This window comes from Deinococcus sonorensis KR-87, from assembly GCF_040256395.1.
In the GTDB taxonomy this organism is placed as follows: domain Bacteria; phylum Deinococcota; class Deinococci; order Deinococcales; family Deinococcaceae; genus Deinococcus; species Deinococcus sonorensis.
In genome coordinates this window covers 208,195-222,734 of sequence record NZ_CP158298.1, presented here as the reverse complement: position 1 = coordinate 222,734, position 14,540 = coordinate 208,195, and the positions used below count along the sequence as shown (strand labels likewise).

Here is a 14,540-nt window from a genome sequence, read left to right as displayed (position 1 = left end):
ACCAGACGGCATGCGCCGGGAGGAGGGAGCTGTGGGCAAGAGGAATTATCTCGTTGAAGGCGGTTCCGGCACGGGCAAGACCTCGGTGGCCGAAGAGTTGCAGCGGCGCGGGTACCACGTCCTGCACGGGGACCGGGAGTTGAAGTACCGGGGGGATCCCGAGACGGGGGCGCCCGTCCGTGAACCCGTCCATCAGAGCGAGCGCGACAAGGCCGTCTGGCAGCACGAGCACCTCCTGTGGGATGTCAACAAAGTGAAGGCCGTGATCGGCGATCACCACCACGAGCTCTCCTTTTTTTGCGGCAGTTCGAGGAATGTCGCGCACGTTGTGGGGCTGTTCGACGGCGTGTTCGTGCTCGAGGTTGACGACCTTGAGATGGTGTACCGGCGGCTGGACGAACGTGTCGCGCGGGATCCCACCGACTGGGGCGGTACACCAGCGGAGAAGGAGCTCGTGGCGCGACTGCATCGCATGAAGGAGGATCTGCCCAGGGGCGGCATCGCGATCGACGCGGCACAGCCGCTCGTCCGGGTGGTGGACGACATCCTTCGCCGTGTCCACGGCTCGACTTGACGCGGTGATGGCGCCGGCGGTATGTGGCTCGCCCTGGACGTGCTGCGGCGCTCCCCGGTCGCCTGGTCTGGCCCGCCCGCGCTGCTGCTGGCCTTCTGGCACAGTGACGGCGGTTTCGCCGGTGCCGCTGCGCCGTCTGGAGGTGAATGATTCGCCCAAGTGCGGGGCGAACGTCCGTCCGCACCGGCTGCCTGGGGAGCACGGCGCAGCCCACGGTGAGGTGACCTTGACGGGTGGAGCGCCGGCGGACCGCAGTGCCGAGTTGAAGCGGTTCGGTGCCCCGCTGGCCCCGGAACCCTCACCCTTCCGAGCATTGCGGGTGATGCAGCTTGAAACAGCGCGTTCCTGACCGCCCGGGTGTGGTCGCCCAAACTCACCTTGCAGATGGAGCGTGGATGCGTCCTCACGGACGTCCTGCTCGCCGTTCGGTGAGCGCCGGGGTTCAGCGGGAACCCCGGTCCTGGTCAGGGGCCTCGGCGCCGCCATGGCTCTGGGGAAGTCGTCGGCGCAGCGCTGAAGTTCCGTGCCTGGACCCATCGCTGGCTTGGAAGGGCACGTTGGGCGCCGGCCCCGGCCCGGTGGCGGGCCACGTCTCCGGCGCGTGGTGCTCAGCCGGCGGAACGACCCTCCAGGCGGTGCGGGAAACGTCCAGGGACGCGCGGTGGTGCCGGTCGGGAGACGCGCGCAGTGCGAAGAACCGGGGTGCGCGGAATTCGCCTGCGGGTCCGGCGCGCGTGGGCTCCCCGGCCGGCCTGGGGAGAGCGCCGGGCCGCGGTTCAGGCGATGGGCAGCGACAGGGCGGGCTGTGCGGTGCGGCGGCGCAGGTGCGGGTCGAGCAGCGCGGGCGGCGCGTCGTGTTTCTCGTCGGGGGCGAGGTCGGTGCCCGGCGCGACGACCCGGTCGATGGCGTCCAGCACGTCGGGGGGCAGCACGGTGTCCGCGGCATCCAGCTGGCTGCGCAGGTGTGCCATGGTGCGGGGGCCGATCAGGGCGCTGGTCACGGCGGGGTGCGCGTTCACAAACCCGAGCGCCAGCTGGATCAGCGTGAGGCCCGCCTCCTGCGCGATGTGGGCCAGCTGCTCGACGGCCTCCAGCTTGGCGCGGTTGGCGGGGAGCGACAGGTCGAAGCGCTGGGGCATGAAGGTCGAGCGGTTGGTGGTGACGTCCTGGCCCGCCCGGACGGCGCCGGACAGCCAGCCGGACGCCAGGGGGCTCCAGACCAGCACGCCCATCCCGTACTGCTCGGTGACGGGCAGGACGTGCGTTTCCGCGCCGCGCTGCAGGATCGAGTAGCCGGGCTGCTCCGTCACGTAGCGGCTCAGGTGGTTCGCCTGCGCGGCCCACTGCGCCTGCACGATGCGGTAGGCCGGGAACGTCGAGGAACCGAAGTACCGGATTTTGCCGGCCCGCTGGAGGTCCGTCAGCGCGGAGAGCGTCTCCTCGTCGCTGGTGGCGGGGTCCCAGCGGTGCATCTGGTACAGGTCGATGTGGTCGACGCCGAGTCGCTTGAGGCTGTTGTCGACCTGGGTGTAGAGCCAGCGGCGGGAGCTGCCCTGGTGGTTGCGCAGCTCACCGATGGGCAGGGTGGCCTTGGTGGCGAGGATGATGTCGTCGCGGCGCCCGGCGATGGCCTGGCCGACCAGAAGCTCCGAGTCGCGGTAGGCGTCGGCGGTGTCGATCAGGTTGATGCCGGCGTCGAGCGCGGCGTCGACCATGGCGGTGGCTTCCGCCGGGGTGGTGCGGCCGATCTGGCCGAAGTTCATGGCGCCGAGCGACAGGGTGCTGACCGTAATGCCGGTGCGGCCCAGGGTGCGGTACTGCATGGGGTCCTCCTCAGGTGAGACGGCGTGTCGTGGCGGGCGGTGCTCCGCTCGCATGATGATCCGGAGCACTGCTCCGCAAATATACGGAACGATGTTCCGTTTGTCAAACTCGGTGATTGCGCCCGCCACACCGCAAGGAGAACCATGAGCAACACCGAGCCGCCCCCGGGCCGGCGCCGACGGGCCGACGCAGACCGCGACGCGCAGACCCTGCTGGCCGCCGCCGAACTCTTCGTCACCTCCGGCATGGACGTCCCGGTGCGTGACGTCGCCGCGTGGGCCGGCGTGGGCATGGGCACCCTGTACAGGCACTTCCCCACTCGCGCGGACCTGATCATCGCCGTCTACCGCTCCCAGGTCGACGCCTGCGCCGCCGCCGGACCCGCCCTGCTGCACACCAGCGCCAGCCCCCACGCCGCCCTGAGCGAGTGGATCAACCGCTTCGTGGACTTCCTGATCACCAAGCACGGCCTCGCCGCCGTCATGCAGTCAGACAAGGAGGGATTCGACATGCTGATCAGTCACGTCCTCGACCAGCTCGTCCCGGTCTGCAGCACCCTCCTGCACGCGGCCCACGCCGCTGGCGAACTTCAGACTGACATTGAGGCGTACCCGCTGCTGCGCGGTGTCGGCAGCCTGTGTGCCGGCGCCACCAGCGACGGCCGCAACGACGCCCGCAGGCTCGTCCACGTGCTCATCACTGGTGGCGCAGGCACACCCCCCAGAGTTGCCGTGACCGTCAGGAGGGCCCGCCGTGCGGCGGCCGCGCCGGACCGTCCTCACGAACGCGCGGCAGACGCCGGTTCACTGGCCTCGCGGCGACGTCCGCTCCAGGCCGGCACCGGTGAGCACCACCGCCGCGCCACCCGCCCGTTCCACGGCGGCACGGCCCGCAAACGGACCAGCCAGACGGGGTCCGGGGAGGGGCGGCCTGGCCACGCCGGCCCGAACGCCCCGGCTGGCGCTGCTGCCGCGCGACCAGGGCTTCCCGCACCGACACCAGCTGTGCCGCAACTGGCACGTCACCCTGACGGGAGCGGGCGGAGACGGGCCCGGTTCACGCCCCGCGGGCCTGGTGCTCAGAGGGTGAGCGTCTCGCCGTCGTCCGGGATGACTAGCCGATCGGCGAAGCCCTGCTCGGCCGCGAAGGCGCGCAGCTCGCGCCGCGAGAGCACCGCGTGCGCCACGCCCTCCAGGTGGGCGGCGACGAGCGTGGCGTCCGGCGCGGCGCGGTGCACCGCCAGCACGTCCTGCGTGTTCATGATGATCGACCCCAGGCCCGTGATCTGCGCGTCCCCGGCATTCAGCACGATCACCGCCGGCTGGTGGGCGCGGATCGCGCGCGCCACGTGCTCGTTCCACACGGTATCCCCGGCCACGTACAGCGTGGGTTCCTCCGGGTGCTGGAACACCACGCCGCTCACCTCCCCCAGCCGCTCGCCGATGGCCGCCATCGCCGCGTCCGAGCCGTGCTGCCCCGCCGTCTTGCTCAGCGTGATGCCCCGGAAAGTGGTCGTGTCGCCCAGGACGCGGACATCGGTGAAGCCCGAGGCGGCCACCACGCGCGCGTCCGCGTCGTGCTGCACGAAGACCGGCAGGTGCCTGGGCAGCCGCTCCCGGGCCACCTCGTCCCAGTGGTCGAAGTGCGTATGCGTGACCAGCACGGCGTCCACGGCGCTCAGCCGTTCCACCGGCACCACCAGCCGCGCGGTCGGGTTGCGCAGGTGGCTGTTCGGCGCGCCCTGCAGGCCCGGGTAGGCGCCTTGCTCCGCCAGCATCGGGTCGATCAGGAAGGTCGTGCCGGCGTACTCGAGGCGCAGGGTGGCGTTGCGGATCAGCTGAATGTTCATGGGCCCTCCAGGGGTAGGGGAGAGGACGCGCGCCCGGAGCGGTCCGGGGCGCAGGGGCGGCGTGGGTGGTCAGTCTCTGAAGCTCGCCGGGCCGTGATGAGCGCGCGTCTCGAGGCGGCGTGCGGCCGCGAGCAGCTGATCTCGCAGCTGCTGCAGCACGGCGATCTGCGCGTCGACATCCGCGATCTTGAGGGCGTACAGGGCGCGCACATCCTCCGCGGGCGCGTCGAGCGGCGCAGTCCCGTACCGGAAGCACGGCGCGCGCGTCCGGATCTCCTCGAGCGTGAACCCGGCCTTCAGGAACAGCTGAATGATCCGGACGCGGTCGACGTCCTCCGCCTGAAAGCGGCGGTACCGGTTGTCCTCGCGGGTGGAGGTGAGGAGGCCGAGGTGGTCGTAATGCCGGATGGCGCGGACGCTCACGCCCGCCGCCTGCGCCAGTTGACCGATCCGCATCGTCTCCACGCCCCCAGGGTAAACCCTGACACATACGTCAGAGTCAAGCGGCCCCCGCACGGCGGAACTCGCACCCCAACCGCGACCACCTGCCACGCTGCCGGGCGTCGGTGGTTCATGTCATGGCTCCGCACGCCAGGCCGGCCGACCTGGCGTGCACCGGTGCCCGTGAGGGACCGCTGGGGTCGGCGCGCTGGGGGTTGCGCCCAGCCAACGCGCCTTCTGCCGGGCCATTCGATCGGCGACCGCGTGGAGGCTCGAGCCGCCCCGCTTCCGGTCCGGCGTCCGAAGACGGAGACGACCGTGAGCAGCACCTTTTCCGTCCCGTCCCTGCTGACCGTGAGCGTCCTGCCCGGCGCCGTCGGTGCCCGCCCGACCGCCGCTCAACCCGGCACGGGGCGCGGCGTGGCGCTCGACCCCAGGGCCGCCCTGCAGCTGCTGGACGAAGCGGCCTCACCCGCCCAGTGGCCCCGCCTGATCCTGTTGGACCTCCACCTGTCGGGGATGTCTGGACTGAGCGTGCTGCACTACCTGAACGCGCATCGTCAGCTGCGGAGTATGCCGGTGGTGGTGATGAGCATGTCGGACGCAGGCATGGACATTCTGGCGAGTGACCAGCACCACGCGTTCAGTTCCCTGCACAAACCAGCGACGTTCGAGGGGTGGGTGCGCATGTTGCAGGCCCTGTCGGATTTCTGGCTGCACACTGCCGTTCTGCTGCGCCACCACAGCGCCGGCGCGACGTCCTGAGGACGCGGGACGCCATCCGTCACAAGGACGTGGCTGCGCGCTTGCCATGACGCCCCCGCCGTGCCTGAGCGCAGCCCCGCGCGCCGGGCCGGCCCGAGCCGAGCGCCCCGAACTCCCTGGGGAGGCCGCCTGGCCTGGTCGGACCCGACACGGTCAAGCGCTTACATGCCGAACGATCGTCGCGCCCGACGAGCCTCCGCCTGTGCCACAGCCTGGAGGTCCGTCGGGCGCGGCCATGGACGGCCATCATGCCCTGAGGTCCTCCAGCGCCGTGTTGAGGCGTTCAGCGCGAAGCGTCGCCCCGCGCCGATGAGAGGCCAGATCACCTGGACGAGCACGGAAGGGTTCGGGCGCAGGACAGACACCATGCTACCGTGGGCCCATGGCGGTACAGCGGATGGATAACGTCGGCCTCGTCGTCCATGACCTCGATGCAACGATTGAGTTCCTGCGTGACCTCGGCCTCGAACTCGAAGGGCGGACCATCATCGAAGGCGAATGGGCCGGGCGGGTCACCGGCCTCGGGGACCAGCAGGTGGAGATCGCCATGATGCGCACGCCGGACGGCCATGGCCGGCTTGAGCTGTCCCGCTTTCTCGCGCCGCCGGTGGTCGAGGATCACCGCACCGCGCCGGTGAACGCCTTCGGGTATCTGCGCGTCATGTTCGCGGTGGATGATCTCGACGAGACGCTGGAGCGGCTGGCACGGCGCGGCGCCGCGCTGGTCGGCGAGGTGGTTCAATATCAGGACGCGTACCGACTGTGCTACATCCGGGGGCCGGAAGGGGTGCTCATCGGACTCGCCCAGGCCCTCCGCTGAGTCAGCGTCCGGATCTGCACCGGGGGACACCACCGCCAACGTCGTCCGTCCACGCCTGGCGCTCTGACGTCCCATGGATGCCAGGGCCACGCTTCGAGCGCTGTCTTTCAAGGCTGCTTGAGCCGGGCTCGGTCAACCCAGCCCACGGCAGGTGGGCATCGGCATCCATGCACGGGCCTCGCCGAGGCGTGGACGATGTGTAGCTGAAGCTTTTCACAATTTTTTCTGCACCACGTCTTAAACAATATTTTATGCTGCTCCCAGGTCAGTCCGCAGCACCTCACCGTTCTCTTCCAGCTCTCGTCATCTCAAGGTCGGCCCTGCTGTGTTCCTCTGACGCGCTCCCTGCTGAAGAGCTGTCCTTCACCGGCCCTGCTCGCCTGACTGACAGGCACCCCAGAGGAACACACGATGCCAACACACCACTCGCGTGGTACTGCCCGTCTGGCCCACCGCCTCGGTACGTTGAGTCTCATCGCGCTGCTGGCCGCCTGCAACACCGCAGCGCCGCCCGCCGCTCAGACGCCGGCAGGCGCCCCGCCGGCGCTCACGGCCGCGCCTGTTCAGGCGGCCGAGCCCGGACAGGCGCCGTCCCGTCTGACCGCCGCCGTCGTGAACCAGCTGGAGCAGGCGCAGACGAACCTGGATGCTCAGGCCCTCCCGCTGCGGCTGGTGAGTTACACGTTCGGGCCCGGCCTGGAGTCCGCCGCGCAGGTGACGGCCATGGGGGACCGGCTGGTGGCAGACCAGACGGTGGTGCCGCAGTATGACGGTGTTCATCCTGACTCCTTCACGCTGAATACCATTCAGGAGCGCATGCGCGCCTTTCAGACGGATCAGCTGCAGCATCAGGACGTGGTCTCGAATATCCGGTCAACGGTGCTGCCGCTGCTCAACGTCGGTCAGGGAACCGTCCGGCTGACGTGGCAGAGCGAGGGCAAGCAGTTCCAGACGACAGGTGTCTATGACCGCAGCGGCCTCGTCTACGACAGCCTGCTGTCGAATATCGTGCTGGTCCAGGACGACACCGCCCCCCAGACGGCGTCAACGACGCAGGCCGGCGCCCGCTGGAACCATGCGGACGCCAGCGTTCAGCCGATGAGCACCAGGGCGCGGACCGCGCGGGCACTCAGCCTGACCCTCAAATGGGTGTGGGGCGGCACACGCGGCAAGATCACGGTCGATCACACCGTCATCATCAAGGGCTCCAAATTTATCGATCAGAGCGGCAGCGCCCATTACTACATGAATCTCGGCAGCGCCGGGGCCAAGACCCGCAACACGGTGCTGAAGGCCACGCAACTGGCCAAACTTGCGTACGGCTATGCCTGGGCCACGCCCACCGCGAGCTTCAGTATTTCCTTCGATGCCAAGAAAGGCGATGTGGGCGGTTCATTCAAGGTGTCCCTGAAGGGCCTGGGCAGCAAGGGCGGGGGAGACGCCCACCACACCTTCTACTTCTAGACGCTCGCTGGCCAGGGTGGCCCCACGGGGTGGGCGTGTGGCCGCCAGCAGACGGTGGGCGGCCCGGAGTGGGAACGGTGCTCCAGGTTCCGCCGCAGGCGTCTCAAGCGCGACGCCCCGGCAAACGACGGTTCCACCGCGCAGCGCTCCGGGAGCGGGAGACGCCCTGGGTCGCCTCCGGTCGCCGGACCACCAGGTTCGATCGAAGACCCGTGGCTCGACGGGCCGTTTCCTTGCCGGTGTCGCCCTGATCCGTGCCGGCCACCTGCACGTTCACCTCATTCGCTTCCTGGCCCTCCGGGCCGGAGTGATGCCCTCGAGCGCGGTTGTGCTCAACAGCGGTCAGCCGTGCCTGCGGCTGGTCCGGCGGGCCAATGGCCCGCTGGCTGTGTCTGCGGGGGCACGCCGTCTATCGGTCCAGGGTTCGCGGGACATGCGTGGACCCCCGCCCTCTTCATCGTGCTTCAGGGCGGTCGGTGACGTTCGAGCGCAAGGCCTCGCGAAATGAGGGAGGCCACGCATCCAGGATCGACGTGGGCCCATGCGGGCGCATCCATGCACTGACCCTTGCGCACAGCGAGCGCAGCACTTCGGGATCAGCCTGCGTGACCACCGCCGCCACCTGCAGCTGAAGACGTGTGACCTTCAGGCCCAGGGAGGCGAGGGGCGGCCATTGCCCGTCGAGTCGATCCCAATACGGTGTCCACCGGCCCGCCAGACGAAAGCCCCCGTCAGGCCGCGCCGTGACAGCGACTCCAGCGTGCAGGCGGGCGCCCAGCGCCTCACCTTGCGCCACGCCTTCACGCTCCGGTGCGTGCTGTTGAGGTACCGGTCCAGCGCCTCCACCCGACCGGTACGACGACGGGGGGGCTCCAGCACCTTCCGTCCGGCTTGATTGAAGCCCTGAGGATCGAGCAGCGCCCGGCCCTGGGACAGGCCGAAGTTCTGCCAGTGCACGTGGTGGCCAAGGGTCAGCCACCGGTCAAGGGCCAGGACGTGGCCCTCCGCTTCAACCGGCTCCACACCTCGCCACCGTTCCGCTTCGGGGATCTGAACGGCATCAACGACGACGAGCAGGTCCATGTCGGCGTCCTGGGCGCCCTGGCCAGGCGCACGGGAGTCGAAGAGCAACGCGCGCAGGCGGTATGGTCCACCCGCTGCAGCAGCTCCACCACCCACGGAGAAACCGGTGCCCTATCGCTGGCAGCTGGCCTGAGCGTACGGTCCCGCGCCTGGCGGCCGTTCGAAGCGGGCTCAGCCACAAGGACTCGGAATGCAGCTGGAGCAACACCTCCGGTCCACAGCGGAGCACCGCGCCTGGGTCGAGGTTCGCAAGGGCGGCGTGCCCGCATCCGGCGGGAGCGGAGCGTCGGCACGCCCCCCTGAACGCATCGTGCTGAGGTGAGGGGGTTGTCAGTGACCTCCCGCTTGCCCGGCTGCTTCACGACGGGATGTGCTTCACCCAGAAGCAATGCTGAACCCAGACGGCGTCCGGAGCGGGACTGGAGTTCATCCACACACATGTCGGGCCGCTGTCAGGCGATCGCCTTTAGAATGATGGGAAGCCGTGCATTCCGACCTGAGCTCCCGCATCCCCGGCAGACCGTATGGCACGGTGGTCCGGTCGCCTGCCCCCGACGCTGGCCTGCAGGCGCCCGGTTCGTCGGCCGGCGCGTTGCCCCCTCGTCTCCCGTCCGGACAGCAACGCTGCTCCGGCACGCCATCCTGGGGAAAGGCGGTCCCGCGCTGAATTCCGCGCTGCCTGGTCATCCCTCCGACCCCCTCCTTGAGGTGCTGTGGAAGGTCAGCAGCAACCTGATCGTGGTGCTGGACCAGGAGCGCCGCCTCATCCACGTGAATCCAGCCGCGCAGGCGTTCTTCCTCGGGGAGGACCCCCCGGCGCGGCCGGAGGACGCGGAGGACTGGACGGTCCGTCATCTGGCGCGCCGAGTGCACCCGTCGGATGTCGCTGAGGTGGGCGCGACGCTCGCTTCCCTGACCGGCACGGACACGTTGACCCTGGCACCATTCCGTGCGCGTGACGCGCGTGGCGCGTGGCGCTGGCTGGAAGGCCGGGCGTGCCGTCTGGACGGCCCACCCGCCGTGGGCGGCATCATCATCACCCTCAATGACGTCACGGACCGCGCGGCCGATGCGGCCCGCACGCAGGCGGTGATGGCCATCGCGTCGGTCCTCAGCCACGCCCACGGGAGCCAGGAGATCACCCAGGTGATTCTGAAGGAGGTGCTGCGGGTGATGCAGGCGTCGGCCGGGTCGGTGCTGCTGCTCGACGAGGGCGACCAGACGCTGGTGATGGCCGGCAGCGTCGGGTACCCGGAGGCGTTGAAGGACCCGTGGCGGCGGTTCTCCGTCCAGCTGGACACGCCGGCGACCCAGGCCCTCCGGACGGGCGAAGACCTGTACCTGCAGGCCGCCGGGTGGGCCGCCCTGTTCCCGCATCTGCCGCACCGCCGTGGCGCGGCGGCCGCCATTCCCTTGCAGGTGGACGGGCGAATGCTCGGCGTCCTCACGCTGACCTTCGCGGAGGACCGCAGCTTTTCCCCGGCAGACCGGGCGTTCATCCGCTCCCTCGCCGACCAGTGCGCGCAGAACCTCCAGCGGGGCCAGCTGCTCGAGCAGATGAAGGCCAGTCAGGCGAGATTGCGGAAGCTGACCGAGCACAGCGCCGACTTCACCCTGGTGCTCACGCTCGCCGGGACGCTGACGTTCACCACGGACGCCAGCCTGCACCTGATCGGCTACACGGAGGACCAGCTGGTCGGGCAGAACGTGCTGTCCTTCATCCATCCGGACGACGTCGCGTTCGTGAAGGTCGCCCTCGAGCGCACCCCACAGCATCCCGGCATCCCGATCACCTTCCGCTTCCGGGCCCGGGCCGGCCACTGGCTGTGGCTGGAAGCGGTCGGTACGGACCACACCGCCGATCCGGACATCGGGGGCATCCTCGTGAACGCGCGGGACGTCACCCGCACCATCACCCTGCTGCAGGACCTCGCTGGGCGGGAGGCGGCGTTCCGGCACCTGTTCGAGCACAATCCTCTGCCGATGTGCGTCACGGACATCGAAACCCTCGAGATCCTCGCGGTGAACGACGCGGCGGTGGACCGGTACGGCTACACCCGGGAGGAGTTCCTGGCGCTGAACCTGGTGGACCTGCGGCCGGCCGAGGACACCCAGCAGCTCCGGGCGGCGCTGGAGGCCATGAAGCGGCAACCGAGCAACGTCATGCAGGTCCGGCATCGCCGGAAGAACGGGGAGCTGATGGACATCGTCGTTCACGCGCGTGCGCTGACCTTCGCGGACCGGGCGGCGCGGCTCGCGGTGCTGGAGGACGTCACGGAGCAGCGCCGGAGTGAGCGCGCCCTGCGCAGCAGTGAGCGGAAGTTCCGGCTGCTCGCGGAGAACGCCCACGCGGTGATCATCGCCAGGAACGTCGCGGAAGCGGACACCTACATCTCCCCCTCAATCGACCGCCTGATCGGGTATCCCCCGGGGGAGGTCGCCCGCACCCCACTGCAGCACTTCGTTCACCCGGAGGACCGCGCGGCGTTCACCGCGTTCTGCCGGCAGGTCGCGTCCGGCGCGGTCACGCCGGCGGAACTGGAACTGCGTCTGCGGCACGCCGCGGGCCACACCATCTGGGCCCACCTCATCGTGACGGCCGGATATGACGCCCACGGCACCCTGACGGACTACCAGGCGACGGTGCACGACATCACGCACCGGAAAACGGCGGACCAGGACCGTCAGGCTCAGCAGGACCGGGACCGGCTGCTGCTGGACGTCACGGCCGCGCTCGAAGCGCAGCAGCCGCCCGAGCGGATCGCCCGGATGGTCCTGGAGCGCTGCGTGACGCTGCCGGGCGTGGATGCCGGCGCGTACCTCACCGACGCGGGACGCCGCGGAACCTGGGTCACCGCGGGCCGCACGGTGCCGCCACTCCCCCGGGACCTGCGCCGGCTGTGGGCCCTCGGCCGGGCCGACATGCCGTCGGCCGGCCCGGTCACGGCCCGGATGGCCCCGGCGCTCCAGGACGGCTGGCGGTCGGTGATGACTCAGCCGGTGATGGTCGATCACGAGCTGGTCGGGGCCTTCATCCTCCTGTCCGCCGATGAGGACCTGGCGACCGAAACGGTCCGGCTCCTGCGGACCGTGACGGAACGGATGGCGGTGGCGATGGAGCGCACCCGTCATGTGGCCCAGCTGCAGCAGTCGCGGGAAGAGACGTTGCGGGCCATGGGGGTGTTTCTGGAGTACCGCGACTACGAGACCAAAGGCCACATCGACCGGGTGGTTCAGCTGACCGAAGCATTCGCGCGCGCCCTGGCGTTCCCGGCCACGGAGCTGGATGCCCTGCGGTGGGGCGCGTACCTGCACGACACTGGAAAAGTCGCCATTTCAGACCGGCTGCTGCTGAAGCCGGGCCCGCTGACGGACGACGAGTTCCGCGTGGTGCAGCAGCATCCGACGATCGGGCACGACATGCTCCGCGCCATCCCGAACCTCCCCGCCACCACCCTGGACGTCGTGATGCATCACCACGAGCGGTGGGACGGCACTGGGTACCCGCACGGCCTGACCGGCCCGGCGATTCCGGTGGGGGCCCGCCTGTTCGCCCTGGTGGACGTCTTCGACGCGCTGATCAGCGCGCGACCGTACAAGCGGGCGTGGCGTGTCCAGGAGGCCCTCGCGGAGATTGAGCGCACCAGCGGCCACCACTTCGACCCGGACCTGGCCGCCCAGTTCCTCCGGCTGATCCGGGAGGGGTGGGGTGCTGCGGCCGACGAACGTGCCTGAAGACGGCCGCCCCTAGTGTGGGTGGAGGCGAGGGGTGGGGGTGCACCGGGGAGCGCCGCTCGGAGCCCTTCTCCGAGGTGACCGCGGGCACGGGACGGCCTGTGCCTCCCGTGCTGGAACGGCCCGGGGCTCTGGCCGCCGACCCCGGGCTCCAACGCCACCCCCAGCTGAACGGAGGCGCGGCCCGCGCGCCGTGCTGCTGCGGCCGGCCATGTCCGGGTTGGCCTGCGGTGGCGTCTGAAGCCCCATGGGCGCCGCACCGGTCGAACGGCGACTGGGACCGTCTGCCGGGTGGTTCGGGCGGACCGTTCACGCTGCAGGCGCCCCGCGTTGCCCTCCACACCCTCCTATGCTGTAATGCCCAGATGCGTTGTTCCAGGCTCTGCCCGCCCCGACCCGTCCGCCGATGAGCGTCGCCCGTCCTCAGGCCCCGTCCCGCGCCCCGACGCTGGCGTTCACGCTGGTGCTGGGCACGATCATGGCCATCGGGCCACTGACCATCGACCTGTACCTGCCGGCCTTCCCGCAGATCGTGCAGGACCTCATGGCGACGCCCGGGCAGGTGCAGTACACGCTGGCCGTCTACCTGTTCGGCCTGGCGTTGGGGCAGGCGCTGTACGGCCCGGTCGCCGACAAGTACGGGCGCCGCGCGCCGCTGCTCGCGGGGCTGGCGCTGTACGTCGCGGGCGCGGCGCTGTGCGCGCTGGCCCCCAGCATCGGGGTGCTGATCGCGGGGCGGCTGGTGCAGGCGCTCGGCGGCGCCGCGGGCGCCGTGATCGTGAGTGCGGTGGTGCGCGACCGGTACGAGGGCAAAGCGGCCGCCAGCCTCTTCTCGACGTTGATGCTGGTCACCGGCGTGGCCCCGGCCATCGCCCCCACGCTCGGCACGTGGCTGCTGACCTTCCTGCACTGGCGCGCGCTGTTCGGCGTGCTGGCGGCGTACGGGGCGCTGTGCCTGCTGCTCTCGGCACAGCGCCTGCCCGAAACGCACGCGGTCGCCGCCCGCGCGGGCATGCGGCTGCGCGATACGGCGGTCGTCTACGCCGGGCTGGTGCGGCAGCGCCGCTTTATGGGGTACTCGCTGGCGGGCGGCTTTTCCTTCGGGGCGCTGTTTGCCTACATCACCGGATCGCCCTTTCTGTTCCTGCAGGAACTCCACGTCCGCCCGGGCGTGTACGCCCTGCTGTTCGGCGTGAACGCGGCGGGCCTGACGCTCGCCTCGCAGGTCAACCGCGCGCTGTTGCGCCGCTACGAGCCGGAGCAGATGGCCCGGGTCGCGGGCCGGGTGGCCCTGCTCGTCGGGCTGCTGCTGCTGGCCGCCGCGCTGCTGCAGCTGTTGAGCGTGCCGCTGGTCGCCGCGTTGTTCTTCGCGCTGCTGTGCTGCGCGGGCATGCTGTTCCCCAACAACTCGGCGCTGGCCCTGTCGAGTGTCAGCGAGCGGGTGGGCAGCGCCAGCGCCCTGAACGGCACCCTGCAGTCGGCGCTGGGCGCGCTCTCCGGCACACTGGTCGGCGCGCTGGGTGGTGGCAGCGTGGCCATCATGACCGTAATCACCGTGTGCGCGCTCGGCGTGTTGATCTGCCATCAGGTGGCGCGGCGGTAACGGTTCCGGGCGGTCACGCGACGCCGTCCCCAGCCGCAAGTGGCGGACCGCCCGCCTGCGTTGGCCCTGCGGTCCGGTGAATGGTCGGACGGACACCAGCGCGCCGCCGAACTGCAGGGCCGCGTCAGCAGCTGGGGGTGCATCCCCCGCTGCTGGTCCCGTGACGGCAGATGCACCGTCACCACCCTCCCCCGCGCCTGGACCCTCTGACCGCCTTGGCTGGTGCGGGGGCTTGTTCGTCGCCCGAGGGACGCCCCTCACCAGTCCAGGGCAGGCCCTGGACGCGCGTCTTTCGGTACGGTCCACCTCTGCCCGCGACGGGGACGCTCCGGCGCTTCAGGCGATCGCTCGTGCGCCCTTGACGCTCCCTTCCCCCGGTGAG

At 70.3% G+C, this 14,540-nt stretch carries 10 protein-coding genes and 1 pseudogene; 7 read left to right on the top strand and 4 right to left on the bottom strand.

Annotated elements, in window-relative coordinates:
- Positions 1-31 precede the first annotated feature (31 nt).
- Complete coding sequence (locus ABOD76_RS04315) at positions 32-574, top strand: AAA family ATPase (RefSeq protein ID WP_350241776.1); 543 nt, start codon at positions 32-34, stop codon at positions 572-574.
- A 776-nt stretch (positions 575-1,350) separates the two neighbouring features.
- On the opposite strand, the gene ABOD76_RS04310 is transcribed toward ABOD76_RS04315, so the two are convergent.
- Positions 1,351-2,397 (bottom strand): aldo/keto reductase, encoded by a 1,047-nt coding sequence (locus ABOD76_RS04310; protein ID WP_350241774.1) that lies wholly within the window; start codon positions 2,395-2,397, stop codon positions 1,351-1,353.
- Between the two features lie 144 nt (positions 2,398-2,541).
- Here ABOD76_RS04310 and ABOD76_RS04305 point away from each other — a divergent pair.
- A pseudogene (locus ABOD76_RS04305) lies at positions 2,542-3,102 on the top strand (TetR/AcrR family transcriptional regulator); the annotation flags it as partial.
- Positions 3,103-3,476: 374 nt separating this feature from the next.
- On the opposite strand, the gene ABOD76_RS04300 reads toward ABOD76_RS04305, so the two are convergent.
- The gene (locus ABOD76_RS04300; RefSeq protein ID WP_350242318.1) at positions 3,477-4,247 is read right to left on the bottom strand and encodes an MBL fold metallo-hydrolase; all 771 of its coding nucleotides are present in this window, start codon (positions 4,245-4,247) and stop codon (positions 3,477-3,479) included.
- A 69-nt stretch (positions 4,248-4,316) separates the two neighbouring features.
- Positions 4,317-4,703 carry a MerR family transcriptional regulator gene (locus tag ABOD76_RS04295; RefSeq protein ID WP_350242325.1) on the bottom strand — a complete coding sequence of 129 codons (387 nt, stop codon included), beginning with the start codon at positions 4,701-4,703 and terminating at the stop codon, positions 4,317-4,319.
- 303 nt (positions 4,704-5,006) lie between these two features.
- Between ABOD76_RS04295 and ABOD76_RS04290 the strand changes: the two genes are divergently transcribed.
- The 3 genes from ABOD76_RS04290 to ABOD76_RS04280 all read left to right on the top strand — a co-directional run bounded on the left by ABOD76_RS04290 (position 5,007) and on the right by ABOD76_RS04280 (position 7,737).
- The gene (locus tag ABOD76_RS04290; RefSeq protein WP_350242317.1) at positions 5,007-5,453 is read left to right on the top strand and encodes a response regulator; all 447 of its coding nucleotides are present in this window, start codon (positions 5,007-5,009) and stop codon (positions 5,451-5,453) included.
- A 382-nt stretch (positions 5,454-5,835) separates the two neighbouring features.
- Positions 5,836-6,273 carry a VOC family protein gene (locus ABOD76_RS04285; protein WP_350242316.1) on the top strand — a complete coding sequence of 146 codons (438 nt, stop codon included), beginning with the start codon at positions 5,836-5,838 and terminating at the stop codon, positions 6,271-6,273.
- A 465-nt stretch (positions 6,274-6,738) separates the two neighbouring features.
- A complete protein-coding gene (locus tag ABOD76_RS04280; protein WP_350242315.1) occupies positions 6,739-7,737 on the top strand; it encodes a hypothetical protein in 999 nt (332 codons plus the stop codon).
- A gap of 645 nt (positions 7,738-8,382) precedes the next feature.
- On the opposite strand, the gene ABOD76_RS04275 is transcribed toward ABOD76_RS04280, so the two are convergent.
- Complete coding sequence (locus tag ABOD76_RS04275; RefSeq protein ID WP_350242314.1) at positions 8,383-8,820, bottom strand: hypothetical protein; 438 nt, start codon at positions 8,818-8,820, stop codon at positions 8,383-8,385.
- Between the two features lie 708 nt (positions 8,821-9,528).
- Here ABOD76_RS04275 and ABOD76_RS04270 point away from each other — a divergent pair.
- Together ABOD76_RS04270 and ABOD76_RS04265 are read left to right on the top strand one after the other, a co-directional pair.
- The gene (locus ABOD76_RS04270; protein ID WP_350242313.1) at positions 9,529-12,555 is read left to right on the top strand and encodes a PAS domain S-box protein; all 3,027 of its coding nucleotides are present in this window, start codon (positions 9,529-9,531) and stop codon (positions 12,553-12,555) included.
- Between the two features lie 406 nt (positions 12,556-12,961).
- Positions 12,962-14,158 (top strand): multidrug effflux MFS transporter, encoded by a 1,197-nt coding sequence (locus ABOD76_RS04265; RefSeq protein WP_350242312.1) that lies wholly within the window; start codon positions 12,962-12,964, stop codon positions 14,156-14,158.
- Positions 14,159-14,540 lie beyond the last annotated feature (382 nt).

What these genes read in the sequence shown, in the direction of transcription:
- ABOD76_RS04310 (WP_350241774.1), bottom strand. Translation starts at nt 2,397, where the DNA reads ATGCAGTACCGCACCCTGGGCCGCACCGGCATTACGGTCAGCACCCTG.
- ABOD76_RS04300 (WP_350242318.1), bottom strand. Translation starts at nt 4,247, where the DNA reads ATGAACATTCAGCTGATCCGCAACGCCACCCTGCGCCTCGAGTACGCC.
- ABOD76_RS04295 (WP_350242325.1), bottom strand. Translation starts at nt 4,703, where the DNA reads ATGCGGATCGGTCAACTGGCGCAGGCGGCGGGCGTGAGCGTCCGCGCC.
- ABOD76_RS04285 (WP_350242316.1), top strand. Translation starts at nt 5,836, where the DNA reads ATGGCGGTACAGCGGATGGATAACGTCGGCCTCGTCGTCCATGACCTC.
- ABOD76_RS04275 (WP_350242314.1), bottom strand. Translation starts at nt 8,820, where the DNA reads ATGGACCTGCTCGTCGTCGTTGATGCCGTTCAGATCCCCGAAGCGGAA.
- ABOD76_RS04265 (WP_350242312.1), top strand. Translation starts at nt 12,962, where the DNA reads ATGAGCGTCGCCCGTCCTCAGGCCCCGTCCCGCGCCCCGACGCTGGCG.